This window comes from Microbacterium sp. NPDC087665 (assembly GCF_044743285.1).
GTDB lineage: Bacteria > Actinomycetota > Actinomycetes > Actinomycetales > Microbacteriaceae > Microbacterium.
Genome location: NZ_JBIUWD010000004.1, coordinates 104,932 through 131,919, shown reverse-complemented (window position 1 = coordinate 131,919; position 26,988 = coordinate 104,932). Strand labels below are relative to the sequence as shown.

Genomic DNA, 26,988 nt, shown 5'->3' with positions numbered 1-26,988 from the left:
AGAGGAGACCCGACCCCCGGCCAGCCCCGTAGAATCTCTGCGGGAGGTTCCGTGACGACGATCGCAGACGAAGAGCTTCGGCTCCGTGTCGCTCAGGCCGCCGACCTCCTGCGGGGGCGTCGCGTGGCGCTCCTCACGGGAGCCGGGATCTCGACCGACTCGGGCATTCCCGCCTACCGGGGCGAGGGGGCCCGCACCCGCAGCGATCCGATGACGATCCAGACCTACCTGGGCGATGAGGCTGCGCGCCGCCGCTACTGGGTGGGTGGCCACCTGGGCTGGCGGGCGTTCGCCCGTGCCGCACCGAACGCCGGGCATCTCGCCCTGGCGCAGATGGAGTCCGAAGGTGTCGTGAGCGGCGTCATCACGCAGAACGTCGACGGCCTGCATCTCCGTGCCGGCAGCTCGCACGTCATCGAGGTGCACGGCACGATGCGCCGCGTTCTGTGCCTGCACTGCGGTCAGGTCTTCGACCGGCGCGACGTCGCCGTGCAGATCGAAGAACTCAACCCCTGGATCACCGTTGCCGAGAACGTCGCGCTCGCGCCCGACGGCGATGTACTCCCCGAGAGCGTCGAGGGCTTCGTGGTGCCGCAGTGCACCGTGTGCGACGGCATGCTCAAGCCCGATGTCGTCTTCTTCGGCGAGTACGTGCCGCAGGACCGATTCCGCGCCGCCGAATCGCTGCTCCGCTCCAGCTCGGCGCTCGTCGTCGCCGGCTCCTCCCTCGTTGTCAACTCCGGGGTGCGTCTCATCGAACGGGCCCGCCGCCGGAGCATCCCTCTGATCATCGTCAACCGCGAGCCGACCCGCGCTGATGCCTGGGCGAATGTCACCATCGCCGCCGGCACGAGCGACGTGCTCCCCGCACTTCAGGAACTCCTCTCGTGACACTGCTCACCCTCGTCCGTCACGGCCAGACCGACTGGAATCTCGCCAAGCGCATCCAGGGCTCGACCGATATCCCCCTCAACGAGACCGGGCGCGGCGACGCGCTGTGGGCCGCGGGCCAGCTCGGCGGCTCGACCCACCACGTGATCTACTCGAGTCCACTCGTGCGCGCCAGGGAGACCGCGCAGATCATCGCACGCGAGCTGGGGCTGAACGAGCCGGCTCTGGTTCCCGACGTGCGCGAGCGTGAATTCGGGCTCGGTGAGGGGATGCTGGTCTCCGACTACATCGAGACGTATGGCGATTGGCTCGCCGAGGTTCCCGGTGCCGAGACCCTCGAGGGGGTCGCGGCGCGCGCCCTGGTGGCGCTCGACGGCATCGCGCAGGAGTCGCGCCGACGCTCCTCACCGGCCGCCGAGTCGATCATCGTCGTCACCCACGGCGGTGTCATCCGCTCGCTGATCGATCACGTCTCGGGAGGGACGCTCCCCCGGGTCGGCGAAGTGCTGAAGAACGGTTCGGTCCACCGATTCGAAGCGTCTCCCGGATCGCTGCGGCTGCTCGAGCACAGCGTTCTGCTCTGATCGCGCTATCGGCCGATCGGCGACTCCGAGGGGTCAGTCTGCGCGGGCGAGCACGGAGCGCGCGTGTCGGAGCACGGGCTCGTCGACCATGCGCCCCTCGAAGCGGAAGACGCCTCGCTCCTTTTCCGCTGCGTCGAGCACCGAACGCGCCCATGCGATGACCGCAGGGTCGGGCCGATACGCCGCCCGGACGATCGCCACCTGAGCGGGGTGGATGCAGGCCGTGGCGGCGAAGCCCGAGGCCGCGGCATCCGTTGCCTCCTGCTCCAGACCGTCGACATCGTCGAGGTCGACGTGCACCGCGTCGATCGCGGACTTGCCGTGCGCGCCGGATTCGAGGAGCACGCGCGATCGGGCATAGCGCGCGATGTCGCGGTACTCACCATCGGGCCGCCGGCTGGAGGTGCCGCCCAGCGAGGCGACCAGGTCTTCGGCTCCCCACATCATGGCGACGACCTGGCGATGCGCGGCGATGCGCTCGGCCGCGTGGATGCCACGGGCCGTCTCGCACAGGGCGATCAGCGAGTAGTCCGGGCCGAAGGCGTCGAACCCGTCGAGGTCTTCGCTCTTCGCGACCATCACCGTACGGAAATCTGTCTGCGCGAGCGCCGCGAGATCGTCTCGGAACGCATCGCTCGCAGGGGCGTTGACCCGCACGATGACGCGCGCCGGGTCGAGGTCGGCAGCGACGATGTTCTCGCGCGCACGGGCCTTCGCATCCGGCAGCACGGCATCTTCGAGGTCGAGGATCACGGCATCCGCCCGTTCCATCGCCTTCGCGAACCGCTCCGGGCGGTCTGCGGGGCAGAACAGCAGCGCGGGTCCGTACGCGAACGTCATCATCCTTCTCCTCCGGGCCGGCAGTGCACGAGGACCGTGCGAGACGCCGTGGCGACGATCACGTCGTTCTGGTTCTTCCCGGTGTGCGCGATCTCGACGACGCCCTGCCCTGGGCGCGACGACGACAACCGCTTCCCGACGATCAGGCTCTCGGTGTAGAGCGTGTCGCCGGTGAACAGCGGATGCGGGAACCGGATGTCGCCGAGCCCGAGCTGCGCGACGAGCGTTCCCTGGGTCAGTTGGGCGACGGATGCCCCGACCATCGTCGAGAGCGTCCACATCGAGTTCATGAGGCGCGCGTGGAACGGCTCCTGTCCCTCGGCGAAGGCGGCGTCGAGGTGCAGCGCCTGCGTGTTCATGGTGAGGGTCGTGAACAGGACGTTGTCGGCCTCTGTCGCCGTTCGACCCGGCCGGTGAAGATAGCGTGCATCGACGACGAACTCCTCGAAGTAGAGGCCCCGCTGGATGATGTCCTGCGCCGTCATCCCTCCACGCTACCCAACCAGGCCGAGCGAGCGCGCGATCACGAGCAGCTGAACCTCTGTCGTGCCCTCGCCGATCTCGAGGATCTTCGAGTCGCGATAGTGCCGTGCCACGGGGAACTCGTTCATGAAGCCGTTGCCCCCGAAGATCTGGGTGGCGTCGCGCGCGTTGTCCATCGCGGCCTCTCCGGACACGAGCTTCGCGATCGCGGCCTGCTCGGCGAACGGGCGCCCGCTGTCGCGCAGACGGGCCGCGTGGTGCCACGCGAGTCGCGCGGTGTGCACACGCGCGCGCATACGCGCCAACGTGAACTGGGCGTTCTGCCGCGTACTGAGCGCGCTGCCGAACACGGTGCGGCTCTTCGCGTACTCCACGGCGGCCTCGAGGCAACCTTCTGCCGCGCCCGTCGCGAGTGCGGCGATGGCGATGCGCCCCTCGTCGAGGATGCTGAGGAAGCTGCGGAAGCCCGTGCCGCGCTCCCCCAGCAGATTCTCGGCGGGAACGCGCACGCCCTCGAACGTGAGCGGATGCGTGTCGGAGGCGTTCCATCCGACCTTGTCGTAGGGCGCCTCCACCGTGAAGCCCGGGGTGCCGTTGGGCACGATGATCGTCGAGATCTCCTTGCGTCCGCCCTCGGTGCCGGTGACGGCGGTGACGGTGACGAAACGGGTGATCGACGTGCCGGAGTTGGTGATGAACTGCTTCGATCCGTCGATCACCCACTCATCCCCCTCCAGGCGGGCGGTGGTGCGCGTCGCACCGGCATCGCTGCCGGCCTCCGGCTCGGTGAGACCGAACCCGGCGAGAGCGCGACCGGCGAGAAGATCGGGCAGGTGGGTGCGCTTCTGCTCATCGGTGCCGAAGCGGAAGATCGGCATGGCGCCGAGGCTCACGCCGGCCTCGAGGGTGATCGCGATCGACTGGTCCACCCGCGCGAGCGCTTCGATCGCGATGCCGAGGGCCATGTAGTCACCGCCCTGACCGCCGAGGTCTTCCGGGAACGGGAGTCCGAACAGGCCCAACTCGCCCATCTGCGCCACGACGTCCATCGGCAGGGTGTGCGTGCGGTCGGCTTCGTACGAGCGCGGTGCGACGACCGTCTCCGCGAATTCCCGCACCATGCCCGCGAGTTCGCGCTCTTCGTCGGTCAGCTCATCCATCATCAGTTCTCCTCCGTCGATACCTGCGCGACCGGCTGGTCGCGCCGAACCTGGTCCCCGACGGCGACGAGCAGTCGCACCTGGCCGTCATGGGGGGCGAGCACCGGGTGCTCCATCTTCATCGCTTCGATCGAGACGAGCGGGGTGCCCGCGACGACGTGGCTGCCGTCCTCGACGTGCACGGCGACGATGCTTCCCGGCATCGGCGCGCGCCGCACCGGGTCCGTCGCCTCGGCAGCACGGTCGCGGGAGGCGAGTCGGCGCTTCGCCTGCGCCCGGCGGTCGAGTGGGCGCAGGCGCGCGCTCGTGCCGCTCACCGCCACCCAGACCGCGCCGTCCGCGGCGCGCGCGGCGGACACACGGTCGTCGGCCACAGGCGTGTCCGCGGCCGCGCGCACCAGTTCCTCGTCGTCGGTCAGGAATGCACCGCCCGAACGGGACGATGCCGCAGCCCCGAGCCGCCATCCCGGCAACGACCCCCAGGGCTCGTTCGCACGCACGACGCCCCGCGTCGACCCCGCGATCCGATCGGCGGCAGCGACCATCTCCGGGGTGATCTCCGTCGGGTCGACCGGTAGCAGCGTCTCGATCAGACCGGTGTCGAGGTCTCCCGCCCGCACGCGCGGATCGCGGCACAGCTGACGGAGGAACGCGATGTTCGTGTCGACGCCGAGCACCACCGTGCGGCTCAGCGCATCGTCGAGCTTCGCCAAGGCGGCCGCCCGGTCGTCGGCGTGCGCGATCACCTTCGCGACCATCGGATCGTAGAACCCGCTGATCGTGCTTCCCGTCTCGATCGCGGAATCCACCCGCACGCCCGACGGCGCCTCGAACAGCAGCACCGTGCCTGTCGAGGGAAGGAACCCCCGTGCGGGCGACTCCGCATAGATCCGCGCTTCGACGGCGTGCCCGCTGACAGTCGGTACGAGGTCGAGCGGCAAGCCCGCGGCCACCCGCAGCTGCAACGCGACGAGATCGAGACCGGTCACCGCCTCGGTGACCGGATGCTCCACCTGCAGGCGCGTGTTCATCTCGATGAAGAACACCTCCGACGGAGCATCCGCATCGACGAGGAATTCGACCGTGCCGGCACCGACGTACGAGACGCTCTCCGCCGCGCGGACGGCGGCGGCGAACAGCCGGTCGCGGACAGCCTCGTCGAGACCAGCTGACGGCGCTTCCTCGATGACCTTCTGATGGCGTCGTTGCAGGGTGCACTCGCGTTCTCCGAGCGCCACGACGGTTCCGTGCGTGTCGCCGAACACCTGCACCTCGATATGGCGAGGTCGCCGGATGAGGCGTTCCATGATGAGCGAATCGTCACCGAACGCCGAGGAGGCGACTCGACGAGCCGACGCGAGTGCGCCCGTCAGGTGCTCGGGGTCGGCGACAGCCTCCATGCCCTTGCCGCCCCCTCCCGCACTGGGTTTGACGAGCAGCGGATAGCCGACCTCCGCGGCCGCAGCGGCGATCGCGTCGTCGTCCAACCCCGAGGCATCGAAGCCCGGTACGACGGGAACGCCATGTCCCACGACATGCTCGCGAGCGCGCGCTTTGTCCCCCATGATCTCGAGCGCTGTAAGGCCGGGACCGATGAACACGATGCCGTGCGCCGCGCACGCCTCGGCGAGGCCCGCACTCTCGGAGAGGAATCCGTAGCCGGGGTGGATCGCCTGGGCTCCCGATGACACCGCAGCGGCGACGACCGCGTCGACGTCGAGATACGACTGCGCGGCGGGCGGCGGGCCGATGCGCACGGCCGCATCGGCTTCGCGCACGTGGGGTGCGTCGGCATCGGCATCGCTGTAGACCGCCACGCTGCGGATGCCGAGCGCTCGCAGCGTGCGGATCACCCGGCGAGCGATCTCACCGCGGTTCGCGACGAGCACGGTCTCGAAGAACATCTCAGTCATCTCTCTCACATCCGGAAGACGCCGAAGCGCGAGTCGGGCAGCGGGGTCCGGGCGACGACGTCGAGGGCCAGACCCAGCACGTCACGGGTCTGCTGCGGATCGATGATTCCGTCATCCCAGAGCCGTGCGGTGGCGTAATACGGTTCGCCCTGGGTCTCGTACTGGGCGCGGATCGGCTCCTCGAAATCCGCCCGTTCCTCCGGCGTCCACGATTCTCCCCGGCTTGCCAGCTGGTCGTCTCGGACCGTCGACAGCACGGACGCCGCCTGCGCGCCGCCCATCACCGAGATCCTGCTGGCCGGCCAGGTCCAGAGGAAACGGGGCGAGTACGCCCGCCCGCACATGGAGTAGTTGCCTGCGCCGAACGATCCGCCGATGATGACGGTGAGCTTGGGCACACGCGTGCTGGCGACGGCGGTGACCATCTTGGCGCCATCCTTCGCGATGCCACCGGCCTCGGCATCCGATCCGACCATGAAACCGGTGATGTTCTGCAGGAACAGCAGGGGGATGCCGCGCTGGTCGCACAGCTCGATGAAGTGAGCGCCCTTGAGCGCGGACTCGCTGAAGAGCACGCCGTTGTTGGCGACGATGCCGATCGGATGCCCGTGCAGGCGGGCGAAAGCAGTGACCAGCGTCGTGCCGTACTCGGCTTTGAACTCCCGCACGCTGTCGGCGTCGACCAGTCGGTCGATCACCTCGTGCACGTCGTACGCGGCATTCACGTCGACGGGCACGACGCCGTAGAGAGAGGATGCCTCGGCCGGTTCCCGCGGATCGTGCACCTCCCAGGCGGTGGACTGCGGAGGGGGCAGGGTCAGCACGATGTCGCGGAGGATCTCGAGGGCGTGCTCATCGTCTTCGGCGAGATGGTCGACCACGCCGCTGCGGCGCGCGTGCATCTCTCCACCGCCGAGCTCTTCGGCGCTGACGACCTCGCCGATCGCCGCTTTCACGAGGGGCGGGCCGCCGAGGAAGATCGTGCCCTGCCCACGCACGATCACGGTCTCTTCGCTCATCGCCGGCACATACGCTCCGCCAGCCGTGCAGGAGCCCAGTACGGCCGCGAGCTGGGGAATGCGCTCCGCGGACATGCGCGCCTGATTGAAGAAGATGCGGCCGAAATGATCCCGGTCGGGGAAGACCTCGTCCTGCTTGGGCAGGAAGGCACCACCGGAATCGACGAGGTAGAGGCAGGGAAGACGGTTCTCGAGCGCGATCTCCTGCGCACGCAGGTGCTTCTTGACGGTGAGCGGAAGGTAGGTGCCGCCCTTGACGGTCGCGTCGTTGCAGATGACCATGACGTGACGGCCGTGCACGAGCCCGATCCCCGCGATGACACCGGCGCCCGGTGCTTCTCCCCCGTACAGACCGTCAGCGGCGAGCGGAGCGATCTCGAGGAACGGACTGCCCTCGTCGAGAAGCCGATCGACGCGGTCGCGCGGCAGCAGTTTGCCCCGAGCGACGTGGCGCGTGCGGGAGGCTTCCGACCCTCCTCGGGCGGCGGTGGAGAGACGTTCGCGCAGCTGCTGCGCCAGGTCTTCCTGAGTTGCGGGCATCGTGTTGTCCTCCTCGACACACGTCCGCGCGGCGTCTGCACTGGCGCCGCACGCGCACTTTCGGTTAGTGTGCACTAACCCGTCGATTCAGGTTAGCGAGGATTAACTGAGATGGCAACCCCCGTCACCGCTCGCGATCGTGCGAAAGCCGAACGCTCCGACGCGATCCTCCACGAGGCCGCGTCGCTGTTCGCCGCACGCGGATACAACGGAGTGAGCCTGGAGGACATCGGTGCTGCCGTCGGCGTCTCGGGGCCCGCGGTCTACCGGCACTTCACCGGCAAGCAGGCGCTGCTGGGCGCCGTCCTCGTGAAGGTGAGCCACGACCTGATCGCCGGTGGCGAGGCCGTCGCCGCGACGCACCCCGACTCCGACGGGCGGATGCGCGCTCTGATCCGCTTCCACGTCGGGTTCGCGCTGTCGAATGCCGCGGTCATCCAGGTGCAGGATCGCGACGTGGTGCACCTCTCCGACACGGATCGGGCCGATGTGCGCCGCCTCCAACGCGCGTACATCGAACTCTGGATCGGCGCGCTCGCCCCGCTGCATCCGGCCGACGCCGACGAGCTCCGTCTGCGCGTGCAAGCATGCTTCGGGTTGATCAATTCGACACCGCACAGCACGCGAGCCGCCATCCGGCGGCACGCCTCGACCGCTGACATCCTCGCCGGAATGGCGTACTCCGCCCTGCTCGCCTCTACCTGAACAGCATCGCCCGGCCCGGCTCCTCGAGCACGTCGGCGACGTCCTTCAGGAACCGCGCGCCTTCCGCCCCATCGACCAGGCGGTGGTCGAACGACAGGCTGAGCGTCATCAGCTGACGCAGAGCGATCTCGCCCTCGTGCTCCCACGGCTGACGGCGCACCGCACCGACCGCGAGGATTCCGGACTGCCCGGGCGGGAGGATGGGCGTTCCCGCATCGATGCCGAAGACACCGATGTTGGAGATCGAGAACGTTCCGCCCACGAGCTCGGCAGGCGAGGTCTTGCCGGCACGCGCCGTCTCCGCGAGCGCCTTCAGAGCCGCGCTCAGCTCCGTCAGGCTCATCCGCTCCGCATCACGGATGTTCGGCACGATGAGGCCGCGCTCCGTCGCCGCGGCGATCCCGAGATCGACGTAGCGGTACTGCACGATCTCACCCGCTGCTTCGTCCCAGTGCGAGTTGAGGCCCGGGGTGCGACCGAGGGCGAGGCAGACGGCCTTGGCCACGACCGCGAGCGGACCGATTCGGTGCTCGGCCAGCGAGCGGTCGGTGCGCAACGACGAGAGCAGCTCCATCGTGGCCGTCACGTCGACGGTGTGGAACACGGTCACGTGCGGCGCGGTGAAAGCGCTCTGCACCATCGCCGCGGCCGTGTGCTTGCGGACGCCCCGGATCGGTATGCGCACCTCGCGCTCGCCCGGAGCGAGCGATGCCGCGGTGTGCGGAACCCGGTCGCCGGCCGTCGCCGGAACAGCCTGCGTCTCGGTGCCGCGCCCCGCGAAGTCGTCCACATCGTGCCGCGTGATGACGCGGTCGCCGATCGTGGCGGCCACCAGCACGAGGTCGACGCCGAGCCGCTTCGCATGCGCGCGCACCGGGGGCGTGGAGCGAGGCCGCTCGATCACCGGCGCATCGGGGGTGGTCGAGGGCCGGGCATCGTGGGGCGCAGCCTCGAGAACGGCGGTGTCGGTGATCGTCGCTCCCCCACCTCCGCGCCGGGCACGGCGGGCCGGACGGCCACCGGTCGACGGCGCGGCACCGTAGCCGACGAGGTTGGGCTGCGGCTTCTCGGAATCGCCGTCCGCGGCTGGGGCAGGGGCTTCCTCCCCCACGACATCGAAGGCGATCAACGGAGCCCCCACCGCCACGGTCTCGCCGGCATCGGCGTGCAGAGTGGTGACCCTCCCCTCATAGGGAGAGGGCAACTCGACCACGGCCTTCGCCGTCTCGACCTCGGCGAGGGTCTGGTTGAGGGCGACCTCGTCGCCGGGCGACACGAGCCACTGCACGACCTCGGCCTCGGTGAGCCCTTCGCCGAGATCCGGCAGACGGAATTCCGCAATCATGCGTCGGCTCCCGTCAGGCTGTGCGGGCGATCGAGCACACGGTCGACGGCATCGAGTATCCGATCGAGGTCGGGCAGATGGAACTTCTCGAGCTTCGCGGGCGGATAGGGCACATCGTGTCCGGTCACGCGCAACGGAGCGGACTCGAGGTACTCGAAGCAGTACTCGGTGATGCTCGCGATGACTTCGGCCGCGACACCCGCCTCGCGCGACGCCTCATGTGCCACGACCACGCGCCCCGTCTTGCGCACGGATGCGCTGAGCGTGTCGTAGTCGACCGGCGACAGGGAGCGCAGGTCGATCACTTCGAGCGACACCCCTTCGTCTTCGGCAGCGTCGGCCGCCTGGAGCGCCGTCGAGAGCATTGCGCCATAGGTGATGAGCGTCGCATCGGTCCCCGCGCGCACCACCTGAGCGAGGCCCAGGGGCGGTGCATCGGCGAGCGGTGCGTCGAGGTCGACTTCTCCCTTGTGGTGGTAGAGCCGCTTGGGCTCGAAGAAGATCACCGGATCATCCGACGCGATCGCCTGGCGCAGGCTTCGGTAGGCATCGGCCGGGTTCGAGACCGCGATCACGCGGAGGCCTGCGGTGTGCACGAAGTACGCCTCGGGCGACTCGGAGTGGTGCTCCGCCGCGCCGATGCCTCCGGCCCACGGGATGCGGATCGTGATGGGCATCTTCACACGCCCCTGCGTTCGGTAGTGGAGCTTGGCGACCTGTGCGACGATCTGGTCGAAGGCCGGGTAGACGAAGCCGTCGAACTGGATCTCGACCACGGGGCGGTAGCCGCGGAAAGCCAATCCCACGGCCATTCCGACGATCCCCGACTCCGCCAGAGGCGTATCGATCACGCGCGAGGAGCCGAACTCGTCGAGCAGTCCGTCGGTGATGCGGAAAACCCCACCGAGCTTGCCGATGTCCTCTCCGAGCAGCACGACCTTCTCGTCGTCATTCATGGCGCGACGCAGTCCCGCCCCGAGCGCCTTTCCGAGCGCGAGTTCGGTCATGCGCCGGCCTCGCTCTCGAACGAGGCGAGGTACGACGCGTACTCGTCGCGCTGTCGCTCGAGCCCGGAGTGGGGCTCGGCATACACGCCGTCGAAGACGGCGAGAGCGGGCCGCGTCACCATGCTCAGGCACTGGGCGCGCATCTCCTTGGCCACGGCATCCGCCGCTGACTGGATCTCGGCGAGGTGCTCCTCCCGGAGTTCGCCGGCCGAGCGCAGATGAGCTTCAAGGCGCGAGATCGGGTCGCGCCGACGCCATGCCTCGAGCTCGCCCTCCGGCCGATAGCGCGTGGGATCGTCGGCGGTCGTGTGCGGCCCCATGCGGTAGGTCACGGCTTCGATGTAAGCCGGTCCCTTTCCGGAGCGCGCGTGATCGAGGGCCCAGCGCATCGCGGCCATGCAGGCGATGACGTCGTTGCCGTCGACGCGCATGCTCGGGATGCCGAACCCCGGCGCCCGTCCGGCGATCGGGTACTGCGACTGGAGCGCGACCGGCTCCGAGATCGCCCAGTGGTTGTTCTGGCACACGAAGACCACGGGAACGCCGTAGGACGCGGCGAAGATCATGGCCTCGTTGACGTCGCCTTGGCTCGTCGCCCCGTCTCCGAAGTAGGTGACAGCGACCTCGTCGGCGCCTTCGTGGCGGATGCCGAGGGCGTAGCCGACCGCGTGCAGGGTCTGCGCTCCGATGATGATCTGCAGGGGTGCCACGCGCAGCACGGCGGGGTCGTACGCCGACCCCTCTTCGCCGCGCCACATGCGCACGTAGTCGCCGGGCTGCGCGCCGCGCGCGTAGATGACGCCGGTCTCGCGGTAGCTGGGGAAGACGTAGTCCCGGGCTTCGAGAGCCCGGGCCGTTCCGATCTGGGTGGCTTCCTGGCCCTGACAGGGAGCCCACAACCCGAGCTGCCCTTGGCGCTGCAGTGCGACGCCCTCGGCGTCGATGCGACGGAGGATGACCATGTCCCGGTACAGAGCGCGCAGCGCCGCAGCATCCAGGTCCGCGACGAAGGGGTCGAGTTGCGGGTTCGGGACCCGCCGACCGTCGGGAGCGAGAAGGCGCTCGGTGAGCTCCAGATCCTGCTCGGTGTCGGCGATCGGAGTGATCTGGGGTGACATCATCGTCCTCCTCTGTTCAGCGGCCCTCGTGAGGCCCACGCGCTGACGCTGGCCTCAATGCCGGCATGCCCTGAGCGTACGTCCGGTGAACACCTCGCTCAAGCAATCAAAAAGCGCTTGAGCATGTTGCCAAGTAAACAGGTGTGATGCCCTGCTATGGTTTGGCACTATGCCTGGACTGGACCGCGTCGATCTCGAGCTCCTCGCCGCTCTGGCGGACGATCCGCGTGTGACGATCGTCGCTCTCGCCGAGAATCTCGGCCTGTCGCGCAACACCATCCAGGCGCGCATGACGAGGCTCGAGCAGACCGGTGTCTTCCTGTCGTACGAGCGATCCTTCTCCCCCGACGTGCTCGGTTTTCCCCTTCAGGCGTTCGTCAGCATCGGCGTCCGCCAGACGGAGCTGCCACGCATCATCAACGAACTGGCGCGCATCCCCGAGGTGGTGCAGGCTCACGGCCTGAGCGGATCCATCGATCTGCTGGCGCGAGTGGCCTGCCGAGACGCCCGCCATCTCTTCGACACCGATGCCCGCATCCTGTCGATCGAGGGGGTCGATCGCACCGAGACGTCACTCGCGATGGGCGAGGTGATCCCGTTCCGAGTCGCCGGACTCATCGGCCTCGCGCGACGGGAATCCGGAGGAACCGCCTGATCGCTCCTGCGGCCTCGGCCGGGGTCTCGTAGTGGATCAGGTGCCCGACATCGGCGATCTCCACGAGATCCGCGTCGGCGAAGAGGGTCGCGAGCGTGCGCTCCGCCTCGATGGGCGTGATGTCATCGCGCTGAGCCGCCACGAGAAGGGTCGGCACGGAGATGTTCGGCGCGAAACCGCGCACGTCATGGGAGACGCTGGCGACGAACGCATCGCGGAGCACATCGCGATCTGAGAATCGCGAGAAGTACGTGTCGTGCTGATCGTGGATGAACCGGCGCAGCTGCGGATCCTTCGTCTTCGCCATGGTGATGCTCATCACGCGAACGATCACGCGGTTGCGCAGCAATGCCGTTCCCCAGCGTTCGGGCAGGCGCGCGCCGAGGGCGTAGTACAGCACCGCCAGGCGCGTCATCACCCCCTTGGGGCCCTCGAGTGCGGGGGCACCGATGGGGTTGAGAAGAACGAGCGAGGGCGTCTGGAGCCCGCCGGCCACCGCGGCAGACGCCACGATCGACCCGAACGAGTGACCGAGGATGACCGCTCCGGGAGCGACCTCGGCGGCGAAGTCGATGAGCCAGGCCGCGTATTCGTCGAGATCGTGGGTGCGCCCGGGCAGCGGCTCCGTCGCGCCGAATCCCGGCAGGTCGGGCGCGATGATGCGCGCCTCGGGAAGATAGGCCACAACGGACTCCAGGCCGTGGTGGTCACCGCGGAAACCGTGCACGGCGATGATGGTCGTCGCCGCGTCATCCGGTCCGTAGACCCAGTACGCGGTCGTCCCGCCTCGGACGACGACGTCGTGACGTTCGATCGGGATCCTGCTCAGACGTTCGGAGTAGGGCGAAGGCACGGTCATGATCCGAGTCTACGGACTGCAGAGCGCCTTCCCCTGAATGTCGGCGGGCCGTCCTACCGTGAGGACATGGCCCCCGATCTCCCGCTCCCCCGCTGGCTCAATCGGGTGGGGGTGTTCGATCTCGAGACCACGGGTATCGATGTGATGAGTGATCGGGTCGTCACCGCGCACGTGGGGGTGATCGACGCCGACGGGCGCCAGATCGCCGCCCGTTCCTGGCTCGCCGATCCCGGCATCCCCATCCCGGACGGTGCCACAGCCGTGCACGGGGTGACGACCGCGCACGCGCGAGCGCATGGTCGCCCGGCGCGCGAGGTCGTCGAGCAGGTCATCCATGCGCTGCGTTCACTCCTCGCGCAGGGCGTGCCCGTCGTCGCGTACAACGCCTCGTACGACTTCTCGCTGTTGGCGAGTGAAGCGCGCAGGCACGGCGTCGCGCCGCTCATCGATCCCTCGCCGATCGTCGATCCCTTCGTGATCGACAAGGCAGTCGACCGATACCGACGGGGCAAACGCACGCTCGGCGACGTCGCGGCGCACTACGACGTCGTTCTCGAAGGTGCCCATGAAGCATCCGCCGACGCCATCGCCGCCGGTCGCGTCGCGCAGGCACTGGCCCGCCAATACGCCCTTGCCGAGTCGTCGGAAGAGCTCCACACCCGCCAGGTCGGATGGGCCCGCTCGCAGGCCGCCAGTCTGACGGAGTACTTCATCAGCATCGGCCGGATCGATCCCGCCGAGACCCTCGACGGCGCGTGGCCAGTCCGGTCAGACCGTCATGCGTGACGTCACGGCCCTTTCCGCAGCTGCCGCGCCTCGTTCACCTCGGCGCTTCGGCGTGCCTGCTTCTTGACGATGGCCGAACGGTCCCTCAGCGGGAGTTGCGCACGCGTCTCCGCCGGTTCGCCCGCGCGCAGCTCACGAGCGCGCTCGAGCGCCGCATCGAACTCGACGCCGAGAACGAGGGCGAGGTTGCCGATCCACATCCAGAGAAGCAGCACGATCGCTCCGGCCAACGAGCCGTACACGCGCTCATAGTCGGCGATGTTCGTCACGTAGAGCCCGAAAAGAGCGGATGCGGCGGCGAACAGCACGATCGCGACGGCTGCGCCCCAGCTCAGCCAGCGAAAGCGCGGGTGGCGCACGTTCGGCGCGCGGTCGTACATGAACGCGACGCAGGCGATGACGATGGCGGCGAGCAGCGGCCACCGCAGTATCTGCCAGGCCACCAGCACCGAGCTGCCGAGCGAGAGCGCCTCACCGACTGCTTTCGCCACCGGCGCCGTGGCCAGCAGCACGAAGGACGCCGCGGTCGCTGCAGCCAGGAGAACCACGGCGACGACGATCTGCATCGACTTCAGCGCCCACAGCGACCGCCCCTCCTCCACCTCGTAGATCCGGTTCATCCCGCGCCCCAGCGCGGCGAGGTAGCGGGCCACCGCCCAGATCGTCAGACCGAGGCCGATGACGAGCGCGATGCCGGCGATCGACGACTCGGCGAGCTCCTCGATCAGCCCGGCGACGGTGCGCGCGGTCTCCTCCGAGGAGACCGACCGGGTGACGTCGAGCGCGAACTCGATGACCTCGGACCCCGTACCGAGAAGGCTGATGACCGACACGGCCACGAGCAGCGTCGGGATGAGAGCGAGCAGTGCGTGGAAGGTGAGCCCCGCGGCGATGTCGGCGCTGCCATCCGCGGCGAACTTGCGGGCGACGCTCCGCGCCACGAATTTCCATGACCGGGTGCCCAGGTCGCGCGGAGACGGCTCGTCAGAAGAATGCACTGCCATGGTCCTGCTCCGCCCTGTCCTCGCGATTATCTCAGGATGAGAGGTCGTCTCGTCAGGGGGTTGACCGAGGGCTCGTCGGTTGGGTATCACTGCGTGGGAGAATCCGGAGCGGGCGAAGTCCCCCGGTACCGGCAGAGATCATCAGAGACCATGGAGCAAGAGAAGTGCACTTCACCTCACGCGACGTCGATCGTGTGGAACAGACCTGGAAGCAGTTCGTTCCGAGCGCCGCCCTGCAGCGGGTCGACGTCGAGCGATTTCGTTTCGACTGGAGCTCCGGCGAGTTGGGCAGCGTTGCGATCATCCGCTACGACCTCGCAGCGCAGGTGCAATCGGTCGCGCAACCCGACGAGCAACTGCTCATCTGCCGCGTCGATGCGACCGATGCAGAGGTATCGTCCGGACGCGACACCCTGGATGCCGCGCAGCCGTGGTTATCGGACGGGGCGCGAGTGAACGCGCGTTGGCACCATGAGGCGCAGGTCCGCGCCCTCGTGATCGACCGAGAGGCAGCTGAGGCGCGCGTGCGGCAGATCACGGGCGACGATCGGCTCACGTTGCGTTCGACGAGCTTTGCTCCGAAGAACGACGCGGCTGCTCGGGATTGGGAGCGGATGTTCTCCGACGTCGACGACGCGCTGGCCGGCACGTCGGGAAACGACATCCTCGCCGCAGAGCTGGAACGCCATGCGCTGACCGTGTCGCTGTCGGTGTTCCCGACGACGGCGCTCGACTCGTTGGCGAAGCCCGCGCAGAGGCGCGCAGCGCCGAACTCGGTCCGTCGAGCGCTGACCTTCATCGAAGAGAACGCGCACCGCCCCATCACCATCGACGATGTCGCAGCTGCCGCGTACATCTCGACCCGCGGCCTGCAGTACGCGTTCCGTCGTTCGATGGACATGACGCCCGCCGAGTATCTGCGCCGCGAGCGGCTGCAGGGCGCCCACCGCGATCTCGGGGAGCGGGATGCCGGTTCCATCGCGACCATCGCGCGGCGCTGGGGATTCAGCCATCCGTCGAGGTTCGCCGCGGCGTATCGCGAGGCGTACGGAGTCTCGCCGTCCGCGACCGTGGAGCGCACGCGTCGATGACACCGGGCGCACACTGTGTTCGCCTCAGCGGCGCGTCCCGACGCGGAGGCGCGGGCCGTCCTGCGACCCCGCATAGAGTCCGATCAGGCGCTGTCGACCTGCGAGCGTCGAGCCGCGACGTCACCGACAGCCTGCAGGAGACTCGTGCACATCTTCCGTTCCATCGCCCCGTTCGCCGATCCTTCGACCGAGATCGCCGCCTGACGTGGGCAGTCTCTATTACGGCGACGCCACCGAACCCATCCTGATCGAGGATCGCGCACTCGCGCACCTCAAGGTCGTCATCGCCACGAAGCTCCGCCGCAACGAGAGCTTCACCCTGTCGTGGAAGCATCCCGACGGTGTGCTGGCGGGCCGTTCGACCATCTGGCTCCATCCGTCGATCCCGCTCCGATTCGTCTTCCAATTCGCCGACTCCCCCGATCTGAGTCGCGCATGGATCGAAGACCTCGCCCAGTCGGCGAGCTCGAGCGGCGGAATCACCCTCGTCGAAGAGCATCTCGAGACCGCCGAGGACTGACCTCTCGACGCCGTTCGCCTGCGCAACGACTCACAGTGCACTCTTAGAAACAGAGTGCAAACTTGCATTCCATGGAAGAGAATGCAGTTTCACTGCGCGATGTCCGCAAGCGCGAGACGATTCGCGCGCTGACAGACATCGCCAGGCGCCTGACCATCGAGCGCGGCTTCTCCGGGTTCACCGTCGACGAGGTCTGCGCCGAGGCGGGGGTGTCTCGCCGCACCTTCTTCAACTACTTCGCGAGCAAAGAGAACGCGGTCTACGGATTCACCGAGATCGATCCGCGCCTCGTCGAGCTCGAGGATGAGTTCGTCGACGCGTCCGGCGAACTGATCGACGACTTCGTCACGGTCATCCTCCGCCGGTGGGACCTGCTGGACCCGCTCTCCGATGCCCCCGCACTGTTCGCCGTCATCGAGCATGAACCGCGGCTTCTGAAGGGTGCCTTCGAGCGTCTCGCCGAGAACGAACGCCGCGACGTCGCCCTCATCCTCCGCCGCGAGGGAGACGGGGCCGAAGCGTACGCCGAGGTCATCGTGCACACCATCGGTGCGTTGGTGCGCATGTCGGTCGACCAGATCCTCCAGCATCACTCGACCGAGCCGTTCGACGCCCTCGTCCGCCAGCGCCTGGCCATCGCCCGCGCCGCATTCGCCCCCTCACAGAAAGCACAGTGAATGTCCGCCACCGCCACAACGGATGCGCCGTTCCTTCTCACGAAGCGTCGCATCTGGATCATCTTCAGCGCACTCATCGCGGGGATGCTGCTGTCCAGCCTCGATCAGACGATCGTCTCGACCGCCATGCCGACGATCGTCGGTCAGCTCGGCGGGGTCGACCACCAGGTCTGGATCACAACGGCCTACCTTCTCGCGACGACGATCGTGATGCCCATCTACGGCAAGTTCGGTGACGTGCTGGGCAGACGCAATCTGTTCCTCGTCGCCATCGCGCTGTTCACTCTCGCCTCGGTCGGGTGCGCCTTCGCCACCGACTTCTGGATGTTAGTGGTCTTCCGCGCGCTGCAGGGCCTGGGCGGCGGCGGTCTGATGATCCTGTCGCAGGCGATCATCGCCGACATCGTCCCGGCCAACGAACGCGGCAAGTACATGGGCCCTCTCGGCGCCGTGTTCGGGCTCTCCGCCGTCGCCGGTCCGCTCCTCGGCGGCTTCTTCGTCGATCACATGACCTGGCAGTGGGCGTTCTACATCAACATCCCCGTGGGCATCGCCGCCTTCATCATCGCGCTCGTGGCGCTGAAGCTGCCCAGCAAGAAGGCCGAGAAGCCGATCGACGTCTTCGGCGTGATCTTCCTCTCCATCGCCACGACCTGCCTGATCTTCTTCTCGGACTTCGGTGGAGACAAGGAGTTCGGCTGGTCGTCGATGGCGACCTGGGCCTGGGGCGCGGGTCTCGTGGTCGCCGCGACCGCCTTCGTCATCACGGAGTCGCGCGTGCAGGATCCCATCATCCCGCTGAGCCTGTTCCGCAACCCGATCTTCGTCAACGCCACGGCCATCGGCCTCGTGCTCGGCATCGGCATGTTCGCGGCCATCGGCTTCGTGCCGACGTTCCTCCAGATGTCGTCCGGCACGTCGGCCGCGGCATCCGGACTGCTGATGATCCCCATGATGGTCGGCCTCATCGGTACGTCGATCTTCTCGGGCATCGCGATCTCCAAGACCGGCAAGTACAAGGTCTACCCGATCGTCGGAACGATCCTCACCGGTATCGCCATGGTCTCGATGACCACTCTCTCCGCCTCGACGCCGATCTGGCTGATCTGCGTCTTCCTGTTCGTGTTCGGTGCCGGCCTCGGACTGATCATGCAGGTCGTGGTTCTCGTCGTGCAGAACGCAGTCCCCGCGAACGAGATCGGTACCGCCACCAGCACGAACAACTACTTCCGCGAGGTGGGCGCATCGCTGGGCACCGCGGTGTTCGGAACCATCTTCACGACGCGCCTCACCGAGAATCTGCTCGGCGTGTTCGCCGACGCCGGCGCGTCTCCGGATGCCGCATCCCACGCGGCGTCGACGATCGATCCCTCCACCCTCAACGCCCTCCCCGACGAGGTTCGCGACGGCATCGTCACCGCCTATGCGGACGCCCTGGCTCCGGTCTTCTGGTTCCTCGTGCCGTTCATCGTGCTGGCGCTCGTGCTTTCGCTCTTCCTCAAGCAGATCCCGCTGTCGGACCAGGCGGGTCTCGTGGCTCGAGGCGAGGCGATCTCGGGAGAGGAAGCCGAGAAGCTGGAGGCCGAACTGCGCGGGACGGCTCCCGCGAGCACGTCGCCCTCGGGCACCACCGTCGTCCCGGACGACAAGCCCATCTCCCCCTGATCGGTCCTGCTCCGGGTTCGCTGATCCACAGGGTCAACGAACCTGGAGCGGGGTTCCCAGGGGCAGGAGCTTGGCGAGTGCGGTGATGTCGGCGTTGGTCATGCGCACGCAACCGTGCGAGGCATCCGTTCCGATGCTCGCGGTGTCGTCGGTCCCGTGCAGGCCGATCTGGCCGGGCCCGCCGCCGAACGAGTTCAGGGCATCGGAGAACGCGGTCGTGCCGTACGCATAGGGGCCGTAACCGTCGTTCGTCGGAGCGAGCAGTTCGGTGAGCGCGAAGTTCCCGACCGGCGTCGGGGTGCCACCGGTGCCGGTGGCGACGGAGTAGCTCTGCACGAGCGCGCCGTCCTGGTAGAGGTCGAGTGTGTTGGTCGATGTCGTGACCACCAGAGCGTACGGCGTCGTGGACAGCGCCACAGCACTCGCCGGAACCCACCCGGTGCTGCCGTTCGGACGCTGGGCGAGTTGCACCTGCACCCAGTCGCCCTGCTGCGCAACGACGAGGAACACGAGGGGCGCACCGGATTCCTGGGGGTTGGACAGCGTCTGCGTCGCCGCACCGCCCGGTTCTGCGCTGACCGGAACGTCGGCACCGAGAACGGCGGCGACCGTCGAGATCGCCGGCGCGTTCACCGGCGCCAGGGGCTCGTCGGCCGTCTCCGGGGGCGCTGTCGGGGCAGCATCGGGAGTGGCCGACATCGACGGAGACGGCGAAGGCGACGACACGGGCTGATCACGGCCGAAGACCAGGACGCTCGTGACGATGATCGCGGCGACAACGACGACCGCGGCGGCCACGATGAAGATCGTGCGCCGCCGCGGGACGTTCGAGAAGAGATGCACCGACGATCAGCCGGCGTAGTTCGCCCTACCGGGAACCGGAACCGCCACCGGCGCTCCGCCGGCGGTGATCACGAGCGCACTCGCGGCGAACTGGCTCGACGAGGAACCCACGAGGACGAGCGAGTACTCGCCGACCTCGAGCCCGGCGGGGAGAACGACCGTGCCGCTCACGTTTCCGTCGGCGTCCGCGAGGAACGTGACACCTTCGACCTCGGAGCCCGACTGGCCGGAGCTCAGGCCGACCGTCACGGTCTCGCCCGGTGCGAAGCCGCTGCCCGTGACCGGCACGCCGGTCGTGCTCGCCTGCACGGCGGTGAACGACGCGCGGGCGAGGGTCAGCACAGCGGTCGGCTGCGGGGTGAAGTACGTGGTCAGGTCGCCGAAGCGGTAGCTCGCGATGCCGGTCTCCGCGGGGACGACGGCGCGGGCGGCGGCGTTCGGAGCCGACTCGGAGAGGTCGGTGTCGGACAGCACGTCGGACAGGCGCGCTACCGGGGGGTTCTCCTCATCGACGGGCGGGGTGGTCTCGATCGGACCGGCCTGGAAGATCGCGAAGTAACCGGTGACGGCGAACCCACCGTCGGCGAGCTGCTCGACGAGGACATCGGTCGAGACCGTACCGCCTCCGAAGCCCATCCACTGGGTGTCGGCGCCGTTGAAGCCGCCAACGGCCGGGATCGTGAAGGCGCCACCCTCGACTTCGTCGCCGAGCTCCTGCACGAAGATGCCGACCTGGGCGTTCGCGCCGGTGTTGGCCGAGGCCTCAGCGACGACGGGTGCGAGATCAGCGGGCTGGATCGGTGCGGGGAGGCCATGCACGAGTGCGAACGGGGCGACCTCGGTGCTCGTGAGTCCTTCCGGACCGAACGTCGCGAAGTCGGAGAAGGGTGATCCGCTCTCGCCGAGTGCGGTCCACTGCCACTCGTTCGGGATGACGAGTCCATCTACGACAACCGGGTTGAAGGGAACGAAGTCCTCGGCCGCGTCGGCCCAGATCACGGTCGGCGTGGCCGCCGGCGTCTCGGGGATGGGCTCCGCGATGGAGGAGGTGGGAACGAGCACGGCGGCGAGGCCGAGCGCGGCGGCGCTGAGCGCGACCGCAGTGAAGCGCAAGCGGGTCACAGAGGAATCCTTCACGTGGGGAAATAGCGGTTCGGGCGGGGAACATGGGGGTATATCGATGGGGGTATCGCCCTCAATCTAGGGCAGCGACAACCTGGCGCGCCACTGGAATACCGATATCAGACTCAATTCGTTCGCATAAAGTAGTCCGGCGCTCCCCGCCGGGCTCCTCAGAGGGAGTCGAGCGCCTTCTGCGCGGCTCCCAGCGACCGTTCCGCCTCTTCGATATCGCCCGACGCGGCAGATATTCGCTTCTCCGCCGCGTCGGCGGCATCCTGAGTCCGCTCGCGCTCGCGACGCAGGTGCGCGAGCTGCTTCTCGAGATCGGCTGCGGCCGAGGCGATCTCGTCGAGGCGGCGAGAAGCGTTCCGAGCATCCGTCTTCGCAGTGTCGTGAGCGCGTTCTGCGGCAGCGACCGCGTCCTGCGCCTCACGCACGGTGCGCTCCGCCTGCCGCCGCCGTCGTCGTGCGGCGAGTTCGTCCGTCGGCTCGTCCGTCGTTCTCGCAGCCGAGGACGGAGCACCACCCGCGATGGCGTCGTCGAGATCGACGCCGGCGGACGGTTCGAGTTCGCGAACGAGTCGGCCCGACGCCACGGCGAGCGAGGCGTCTTCGTCGAAGAACGCGGCGCTGATCGTCTGCTGCACGGCTTCGAGGGTGGCGGGGGTGACTCTCTCGCCGCGGGCCACGGCCAACTCGCCGGCACGCTCGGCCAGACGGTGCGTGAGGGCACGCCGTTCCTTGCCGAGCTTCGCAAGCGCGGCAGCGTCGAGGTCCGCCTGCGCCTCACGCAGCTCGTCGGCGAGCTGGAGCGCCTCGCCCAGTTCGTCGGCCCTTTCCTGTGCGAAGACATTGACCACCCACGCCGCCATCGACGGCTTCCGCAGCGCCTTGATCGCCGTGGCGACATCGGGAGTCACGGCATCCTTCGCCCGCGCATTGCGGGCGCGTACGAAATCGGCGAGCGGACCCGCATAGAGTTCCGTCGCGGCCGCCCTGAGGTCATCGTCCCGCGTCACGTTCGAAACGGTACCTCAGAAGAAGTGCGCCGTCAGCCCTCCGAAAGGCTGAGGATCTCGTCGAGGATTCCGGGCTGCGGTCATGCGAGAACGCCGTCTGCACGACAGACGGCGAACACCAGCGAATCGATTGGTAGGGCGGGTGGGACTTGAACCCACGATCGTCGGGTTATGAGCCCGCTGCCTTGACCAGCTTGGCCACCGCCCCGTATGCCTCCAGCCTAGCGCGGCCGGGGTCTCACACCCGGGTGGCGCCGACGTGGACCTGTTGGTGGGCGAGGTAGATGTCGGCATTGGCGAGGAGGCCCGCGCGCTCCTCGTCGGTGAGCAGCCGACGCACCTTCGCCGGGACCCCGGCGACGAGCGATCCTGCGGGGATGTGCGACCCGCCGAGCACGACGGCGCCGCCCGCGATGAGGCATCCTTCCCCGATCACCGCTCCGCTGAGGATCACCGCTCCCATACCGATCAGGCTGCCGTCGCCGATCGTGCACCCGTGCACGACGGCGTTGTGCCCGATCGACACGTTCGCGCCGACGATCGCCGGATGCTCCACATGGACATGCACCGAGACGTTGTCCTGCACGTTGCTGTTCGGACCGATCACGATGGCGGCCGAATCGGCACGGAGTACGGCGTTGTACCAGACGCTGGATCCGGGCGCCAACGACACCTCGCCGACGACGCGCGCACCATCGGCGACGAACGCCGCATCGTCGATCGACGGCGCGCGGTCGGGGAGGGCGAGGACGGATGCTCCGGATGCGATGCTCATGAGGCGAGACTATCCTCACTCCCCTGTGATTACGCGGAAATTCGGGGCGGTAAGCGGAGCCTCAGCTTGCTTGCGGAATGTCTGAGGCTGAGTAGCGTTGTCTTCATCAGGTACGAAAAGGCACCTCGGAGGAGCACACAATGAGCAAGGTACAGACCGTTTCCACCACCGCCAGCGACCCGACCGTGGCGGCCGCCGCCGCGCAGTTCCTTTCGCCGGTCGTTCTGGGCCTCCAGGCCCTCACGATCAACGGCAAGCAGGCCCACTGGCACGTCCGCGGCGCGAACTTCGTCGGCGTGCACGAGCTGCTCGACACGATCGTCGCCCACGCCGGCGACTTCGCCGACACCGCTGCAGAGCGCATCGTAGCCCTCGGACTCCCGATCGACGCACGCGTCAGCGCCGTCGCCGCCAAGGCCGGAGCCACGGGCGTCCCCGCAGGCTTCACCCAATCGGACGAGCTCGTCCGCGCTGTGATCGCTGACATCGACGCGATCCTCGTCGACACCAAGGCCGCGATCGACGGCCTCGACGAGGTCGACCTCACCAGCCAGGACGTGGCCATCGAGGTCATGCGCGGACTCGAGAAGGACCGCTGGTTCCTCGTTTCGCACATCGCCGCGTAACGACTCGCACGAGACGAAGGGCGTCAGGACCGCACGGTCCTGACGCCCTTCGTCGTCCTCGCTATGCGAGATGGGTGATGCGTCCCGCGAGCACCGTGGCCGAGACGGTCATCTCGCGCAGCTGCTCCCCCGTCGCCACACGCGGGTCGCCCGTGCAGATCGCGATGTCCGCCGGCTCACCGGGCCGGAGCGAGGTGCGCACGCTCGCGGCCAGAGCCTGGTCGAACGTCATCCGCTCTTCGGGGTGCCAGGGCTCGCGAACGTCATCGGTGCGCGCCACCGCCGCGGCGATCGCCTGCCAGGGATCGAGCGGCGTCACCGGCGCATCCGACCCGAAGCGCATCTCCGCACCGGCGGAGAGAAGCGAGGCGAGCGGATAGCCGAGCGAATCCTGGCCCTCCCACAGGTGTCCGGCGAGATCACGATCGTCGAGTGCATGCTGCGGCTGAACGCTCGCGATGACGCCGAGCCGGGCGAACCGCGCGAGATCGGCGTGGCGGATGAGCTGAGCGTGCTCGACGGTTCCCGCCGCGCCCGACACGGCGAAAGCGTCGAGAGCCGATGTCACCGCGCGGTCGCCGATGGCGTGCACAGCCACACCCAACCCTGCGCCCGTGGCAGTCGTGAGCAGAGCGATCAACTCGTCTCGCGGCACCGTCATCACACCGAAGTTGTACGGGTCTCCGGGATACGCGTGGGTGCAGGCGGCCGTGCGGGTTCCCAGCGATCCATCGCTGATGACCTTCAACGGGCCGACCGTGACGAGCCCTCGGCCCGCCGCGGCCGCATCCACGCCGTCGAGAAGCTCACCCGTACGCAGGCCCGCCTCGATCGCATGGGCGAGGTCGAAGGGGTACACGGCGAACTCGACCCGATGCGCGGAGAAGCCCGCCGCGATCCTTCGCGCCCAGGCATCGGCGTTCCATGCCATGTCGAAGTCGACGAGTCCTGTGACACCGCGCGTCGCCGCCTGCTCCCCCGCCTGCAACACCGCTCGATCGCTGTGGACGGGGTCGACGGCGTTGAGCCGTCGGGAGATCTCGAAGGCGTTCTCCTCGCGGAGCACGCCGTCGGTGGTCGAGAAGCTCTCTCGACGCAGAGCGGCGGAGTTCAGCCACACACTGTGCACATCGGCATTGATCAGATAGGTGGGGACGTCGCCGGTGGCCGCGTCGAGACCTGCCAACGTGGGGCGATCGGGCCAGAGAGCATCCCGGTATCCCGTGCCGATGCGCCGCCCATCGGGAAGCGTGCCCACTGTCGACATGCGAGCGGCGGCTTCCGCGGCGGAACGCGTATCACCGAGGGGCTCGCGTTCGGCGGCCAGCGCCCACTGCACAGTGTGCACGTGGTTGTCCCACAGCCCGGGGACCGCCCACGTGCCCCCGGCTTCGAGCACGTCGCCCGCAGGGGGGAGCGCGCCGGTGGGGGCGATGTCGGCGATCCGGCCATCCGCGATCAGCACGTCCACGGGCTCGTCATCGATCAGATACTCATGACCGGGCCCCGAAAGCCGCACCGCGCGGACCATACCCACATCGGTGTGCAGCGAGGTCATGCGCGGCCCGCCGTTCGAGCATCCTGCGCACGTCGCATCTCCGAAGCCAACGCAGAATTCGCGTAGGGGCCGTCACCGTCCAGTGCCGAGATCACCGTCTCGATCGTCTCCGCCGGCTTGTTCTGGCTCAGCTTGCGCTTCGCGACGACCCGGGTCGGCGTCAAACGGAAGCCCACCGTCCCGGCGGAGAGGCGCGTGACGAACGCCTCGTCGTTGGGTCGCATCCACATTCCCCGCGGCGCCGGCATCCCCTGCTCGAAGCGATCGACGAGACGATCGAGAACCCGGAGGTTCTCTTCGTCGGTGAGGATCTCCGGCACGCCGGCGAGATGCACGGCCGTATAGTTCCAGGTCGGTACCGCCGGTACGTCGCCGTACCAGCCGGGCGAGATGTAGCCGTGCGGCCCCTGGAACACCACCAGCAGCTCCCGCTGTCCGAGTCCGTGGATGAGATCGTCCGGGCGCCCGACATGACCGACGATCGTCAGATCGTCGCGTTCCTCGTCGAGAAGCACGGCGTAGTGCGAGGCGACCATGCCCTCGTCACCATCGCTGACGATCGTCGCCCAGGGATTGCCCTCGACGACTCGACGGATCTCCGCCACATCGGCGAGCGTGAAACTGGGGTTCTGGCGCATCATCCCAGCCTAGAACCGTGCAGCCCACGGATGCTCACGCCTGGCAGCGAGGGCACCAATAGAGCTTGCGCGCGCCGATCTCCTCCAGTGCGATCTCGGTGCCGCAGACGCGACACGGGAGACCCGCACGGTGGTAGACCCAGTGCCGGTCGTCGCGGCTGGCCATCGCCGCTCGATAGTCGTCGGGCGAGAGGTCGTCCATCGTCATCATCTGGCCGGTCTCGACGCCGATCGCCAGCAGCCGCACCCAATCGCGCCACAGCTCGCGCACGATCTCTTCCGACACGTCGCGTCCGGGGACGTGGGGATTCAGGCGGTGCCGGAAGAGCAGTTCTGCACGGTACACGTTGCCGATGCCGCTGACGACGGACTGGTCCATGAGCAGCAGAGCGATCACCGTCTGCTTCTTGCGCACCGCGCGCACGAACCGCTCCTCGTTCTCCGCCGGATCCCCGACGAGCGGGTCGGGGCCGAGCTTGGCCACGGTGGCGAGCATCTCCTCCGGCGTCTGGAGCACGCACGCCGTGGGACCTCGGAGGTCTGCCGCGGTGATGTCGGTCATCAGGCGCAGTCGCACCTGTCCGACGATCGGCGGCGGCCACTCCATGTCCTCGTCGGCGAGCCCCTTGGTCTGCTCCGACATGCGCACGTGGACGCGCGTGCGGCGAGGGGCGCCGATGGAGGCCAGCGAGTTCTCACCGGCGTCGTCCAGGATCGATTCCTCCAGAACCGTCCCCCGCTGGTTGGTCTGCCCCATCCGCCCGTTGGCCGACGCGATGGTCGGATCCACGAGGATCTCTCCCGCGAAGTCCCATGCTCCGTAGAGGCCGAGGTGCACCCGCAACCAGAGATCGCCCTCCGCCTCGAGGAACATCTGCTTGCCGACCGCCTGGACGCTCACCGCCGCACGCCCGTCGAGAACGGCGGCGCCCTCCGCGAACCGACCCTGAGGGCTCGATGCGCTCAGCGTCTTGCCGACGAAGTTCCGCTCGAACTGCCGCGCGATGCGGTGGACGGAGTGTCCCTCGGGCACGTCAGGCCCTCGGATCCGGCAGGAGCGAACCGTCGCGCTCGAAGTCCGCGATCTGGGCGATGCGACGTGCGTGGCGCTCCTCGCCCGAGAACGGAGTGCCGAGGAAGCGATCGATGAACGACGTCACCTCGTCGTACGTGTGCTGGCGCGCCCCGATCGAGATGACGTTCGCATCGTTGTGCTCGCGCGCGAGTTCTGCGGTCGAGAGGTTCCAGACGAGCGCGGCGCGGATGCCCTGCACCTTGTTCGCCGCGATCTGCTCGCCGTTGCCCGAGCCGCCGAAGACGATGCCCGCCGTCTCGATCCCGGCCGTCTGATCGGCGACGACGGCCTGCGCGGCGCGGATGCAGAACGCCGGGTAGTCGTCGACCGCGTCGTACTCGATCGGACCGTGGTCGACGACGTCGTGCCCGGCGTCACGCAGATGCGTCTGCAGCTGCGTCGAGAAGTCGAGGCCGGCGTGATCGGTGGCGATGTGGATGCGCATGACAACCATCCTATTGACGCCGCCG

Annotated in this window: 28 protein-coding genes and 1 tRNA gene; 10 read left to right on the top strand and 19 right to left on the bottom strand. The window is 68.3% G+C overall.

Annotation, left to right across the window (positions count from 1 at the left end):
- Positions 1-51: 51 nt before the first annotated feature.
- Positions 52-891, top strand: coding sequence for a Sir2 family NAD-dependent protein deacetylase (locus ACIOSY_RS10490; protein WP_400852903.1), 840 nt, complete (start codon positions 52-54; stop codon positions 889-891).
- Positions 888-1,475 carry a histidine phosphatase family protein gene (locus tag ACIOSY_RS10485; protein WP_400852901.1) on the top strand — a complete coding sequence of 196 codons (588 nt, stop codon included), beginning with the start codon at positions 888-890 and terminating at the stop codon, positions 1,473-1,475. The genes ACIOSY_RS10490 and ACIOSY_RS10485 overlap by 4 nt, the downstream gene beginning before the upstream one ends.
- A 33-nt stretch (positions 1,476-1,508) precedes the next feature.
- On the opposite strand, the gene ACIOSY_RS10480 is transcribed toward ACIOSY_RS10485, so the two are convergent.
- Genes ACIOSY_RS10480 through ACIOSY_RS10460 form a run of 5 tightly spaced genes read right to left on the bottom strand, consistent with a single transcriptional unit; the run spans position 1,509 to position 7,430 of the window.
- A complete protein-coding gene (locus tag ACIOSY_RS10480) occupies positions 1,509-2,315 on the bottom strand; it encodes an HpcH/HpaI aldolase/citrate lyase family protein (protein WP_400852899.1) in 807 nt (268 codons plus the stop codon).
- Complete coding sequence (locus tag ACIOSY_RS10475; protein WP_400852897.1) at positions 2,315-2,800, bottom strand: MaoC family dehydratase; 486 nt, start codon at positions 2,798-2,800, stop codon at positions 2,315-2,317. Before ACIOSY_RS10475 ends, ACIOSY_RS10480 begins: the two co-directional genes overlap by 1 nt.
- A gap of 9 nt (positions 2,801-2,809) precedes the next feature.
- On the bottom strand, positions 2,810-3,958 hold the full coding sequence (locus ACIOSY_RS10470; RefSeq protein ID WP_400853818.1) for an acyl-CoA dehydrogenase family protein: 1,149 nt from the start codon (positions 3,956-3,958) through the stop codon (positions 2,810-2,812).
- Positions 3,959-3,960: 2 nt separating this feature from the next.
- Entirely contained in the window at positions 3,961-5,871 is a 1,911-nt protein-coding gene (locus ACIOSY_RS10465) for an acetyl/propionyl/methylcrotonyl-CoA carboxylase subunit alpha (RefSeq protein ID WP_400852895.1), read from the bottom strand.
- Positions 5,872-5,876: 5 nt separating this feature from the next.
- Positions 5,877-7,430, bottom strand: coding sequence for a carboxyl transferase domain-containing protein (locus tag ACIOSY_RS10460; RefSeq protein ID WP_400852893.1), 1,554 nt, complete (start codon positions 7,428-7,430; stop codon positions 5,877-5,879).
- Positions 7,431-7,541: 111 nt separating this feature from the next.
- Between ACIOSY_RS10460 and ACIOSY_RS10455 the strand changes: the two genes are divergently transcribed.
- Positions 7,542-8,135, top strand: coding sequence for a TetR/AcrR family transcriptional regulator (locus tag ACIOSY_RS10455; RefSeq protein ID WP_400852891.1), 594 nt, complete (start codon positions 7,542-7,544; stop codon positions 8,133-8,135).
- Here the strand turns inward: ACIOSY_RS10455 and ACIOSY_RS10450 are convergent.
- From ACIOSY_RS10450 to pdhA, 3 genes are read right to left on the bottom strand one after another with little or no spacing between them, the layout of a single operon-like run.
- A complete protein-coding gene (locus ACIOSY_RS10450) occupies positions 8,128-9,480 on the bottom strand; it encodes a dihydrolipoamide acetyltransferase family protein (RefSeq protein ID WP_400852889.1) in 1,353 nt (450 codons plus the stop codon). The two genes, ACIOSY_RS10455 and ACIOSY_RS10450, sit on opposite strands and share 8 nt — an antisense overlap.
- Positions 9,477-10,487: an alpha-ketoacid dehydrogenase subunit beta gene (locus tag ACIOSY_RS10445; RefSeq protein ID WP_400852887.1), complete on the bottom strand. Its 1,011-nt coding sequence runs from the start codon at positions 10,485-10,487 to the stop codon at positions 9,477-9,479. Before ACIOSY_RS10445 ends, ACIOSY_RS10450 begins: the two co-directional genes overlap by 4 nt.
- Positions 10,484-11,605: a pyruvate dehydrogenase (acetyl-transferring) E1 component subunit alpha gene (gene pdhA / locus ACIOSY_RS10440; RefSeq protein ID WP_400853816.1), complete on the bottom strand. Its 1,122-nt coding sequence runs from the start codon at positions 11,603-11,605 to the stop codon at positions 10,484-10,486. Before pdhA ends, ACIOSY_RS10445 begins: the two co-directional genes overlap by 4 nt.
- A gap of 169 nt (positions 11,606-11,774) precedes the next feature.
- Here pdhA and ACIOSY_RS10435 point away from each other — a divergent pair, with 169 nt between their 5' ends.
- On the top strand, positions 11,775-12,260 hold the full coding sequence (locus ACIOSY_RS10435; protein ID WP_400852885.1) for an Lrp/AsnC family transcriptional regulator: 486 nt from the start codon (positions 11,775-11,777) through the stop codon (positions 12,258-12,260).
- Here ACIOSY_RS10435 and ACIOSY_RS10430 read toward each other — a convergent pair.
- Positions 12,220-13,119, bottom strand: a complete 900-nt coding sequence (locus ACIOSY_RS10430; protein WP_400852883.1) for an alpha/beta fold hydrolase — start codon at positions 13,117-13,119, stop codon at positions 12,220-12,222. The two genes, ACIOSY_RS10435 and ACIOSY_RS10430, sit on opposite strands and share 41 nt — an antisense overlap.
- Positions 13,120-13,185: 66 nt before the next feature.
- Here ACIOSY_RS10430 and ACIOSY_RS10425 point away from each other — a divergent pair, with 66 nt between their 5' ends.
- Positions 13,186-13,905 carry a 3'-5' exonuclease gene (locus ACIOSY_RS10425; RefSeq protein ID WP_400852881.1) on the top strand — a complete coding sequence of 240 codons (720 nt, stop codon included), beginning with the start codon at positions 13,186-13,188 and terminating at the stop codon, positions 13,903-13,905.
- A gap of 2 nt (positions 13,906-13,907) precedes the next feature.
- Here the strand turns inward: ACIOSY_RS10425 and ACIOSY_RS10420 are convergent, their stop codons facing one another.
- Complete coding sequence (locus ACIOSY_RS10420; protein ID WP_400852879.1) at positions 13,908-14,909, bottom strand: YihY/virulence factor BrkB family protein; 1,002 nt, start codon at positions 14,907-14,909, stop codon at positions 13,908-13,910.
- A gap of 164 nt (positions 14,910-15,073) precedes the next feature.
- Between ACIOSY_RS10420 and ACIOSY_RS10415 the strand changes: the two genes are divergently transcribed.
- The 4 genes from ACIOSY_RS10415 (at position 15,074) to ACIOSY_RS10400 (ending at position 18,862) form a co-directional block, all read left to right on the top strand.
- The gene (locus ACIOSY_RS10415) at positions 15,074-16,000 is read left to right on the top strand and encodes a helix-turn-helix transcriptional regulator (RefSeq protein ID WP_400852877.1); all 927 of its coding nucleotides are present in this window, start codon (positions 15,074-15,076) and stop codon (positions 15,998-16,000) included.
- Between the two features lie 205 nt (positions 16,001-16,205).
- A complete protein-coding gene (locus ACIOSY_RS10410; protein ID WP_400852875.1) occupies positions 16,206-16,520 on the top strand; it encodes a hypothetical protein in 315 nt (104 codons plus the stop codon).
- A gap of 71 nt (positions 16,521-16,591) precedes the next feature.
- Positions 16,592-17,197: a TetR family transcriptional regulator gene (locus ACIOSY_RS10405; RefSeq protein ID WP_400852873.1), complete on the top strand. Its 606-nt coding sequence runs from the start codon at positions 16,592-16,594 to the stop codon at positions 17,195-17,197.
- Positions 17,198-18,862, top strand: coding sequence for an MDR family MFS transporter (locus tag ACIOSY_RS10400; RefSeq protein ID WP_400852871.1), 1,665 nt, complete (start codon positions 17,198-17,200; stop codon positions 18,860-18,862).
- A 33-nt stretch (positions 18,863-18,895) separates the two neighbouring features.
- On the opposite strand, the gene ACIOSY_RS10395 is transcribed toward ACIOSY_RS10400, so the two are convergent.
- The 5 genes from ACIOSY_RS10395 to ACIOSY_RS10375 form a co-directional block, all read right to left on the bottom strand.
- A complete protein-coding gene (locus ACIOSY_RS10395) occupies positions 18,896-19,705 on the bottom strand; it encodes a L,D-transpeptidase family protein (RefSeq protein ID WP_400852869.1) in 810 nt (269 codons plus the stop codon).
- A 6-nt stretch (positions 19,706-19,711) separates the two neighbouring features.
- Positions 19,712-20,827 (bottom strand): hypothetical protein, encoded by a 1,116-nt coding sequence (locus tag ACIOSY_RS10390; protein WP_400852867.1) that lies wholly within the window; start codon positions 20,825-20,827, stop codon positions 19,712-19,714.
- A gap of 170 nt (positions 20,828-20,997) precedes the next feature.
- The gene (locus ACIOSY_RS10385; protein WP_400852865.1) at positions 20,998-21,846 is read right to left on the bottom strand and encodes a transposase; all 849 of its coding nucleotides are present in this window, start codon (positions 21,844-21,846) and stop codon (positions 20,998-21,000) included.
- Between the two features lie 131 nt (positions 21,847-21,977).
- Positions 21,978-22,054 (bottom strand) — tRNA-Ile (locus ACIOSY_RS10380).
- Between the two features lie 30 nt (positions 22,055-22,084).
- Complete coding sequence (locus ACIOSY_RS10375; RefSeq protein ID WP_400852863.1) at positions 22,085-22,621, bottom strand: gamma carbonic anhydrase family protein; 537 nt, start codon at positions 22,619-22,621, stop codon at positions 22,085-22,087.
- Positions 22,622-22,761: 140 nt separating this feature from the next.
- On the opposite strand from ACIOSY_RS10375, the gene ACIOSY_RS10370 reads away from it, so the two are divergent.
- On the top strand, positions 22,762-23,247 hold the full coding sequence (locus ACIOSY_RS10370; RefSeq protein ID WP_400852861.1) for a Dps family protein: 486 nt from the start codon (positions 22,762-22,764) through the stop codon (positions 23,245-23,247).
- A gap of 61 nt (positions 23,248-23,308) precedes the next feature.
- Here ACIOSY_RS10370 and ACIOSY_RS10365 read toward each other — a convergent pair whose 3' ends face one another.
- The 4 genes from ACIOSY_RS10365 to ACIOSY_RS10350 are packed head-to-tail and all read right to left on the bottom strand — an operon-like array spanning position 23,309 to position 26,963.
- Positions 23,309-24,805, bottom strand: coding sequence for an amidohydrolase (locus tag ACIOSY_RS10365; RefSeq protein WP_400852859.1), 1,497 nt, complete (start codon positions 24,803-24,805; stop codon positions 23,309-23,311).
- The gene (locus ACIOSY_RS10360; protein WP_400852857.1) at positions 24,802-25,443 is read right to left on the bottom strand and encodes an FMN-binding negative transcriptional regulator; all 642 of its coding nucleotides are present in this window, start codon (positions 25,441-25,443) and stop codon (positions 24,802-24,804) included. Before ACIOSY_RS10360 ends, ACIOSY_RS10365 begins: the two co-directional genes overlap by 4 nt.
- A 34-nt stretch (positions 25,444-25,477) precedes the next feature.
- The gene (locus ACIOSY_RS10355) at positions 25,478-26,476 is read right to left on the bottom strand and encodes an Fpg/Nei family DNA glycosylase (protein WP_400852855.1); all 999 of its coding nucleotides are present in this window, start codon (positions 26,474-26,476) and stop codon (positions 25,478-25,480) included.
- Position 26,477: 1 nt separating this feature from the next.
- On the bottom strand, positions 26,478-26,963 hold the full coding sequence (locus tag ACIOSY_RS10350; RefSeq protein ID WP_400852853.1) for a ribose-5-phosphate isomerase: 486 nt from the start codon (positions 26,961-26,963) through the stop codon (positions 26,478-26,480).
- Positions 26,964-26,988 lie beyond the last annotated feature (25 nt).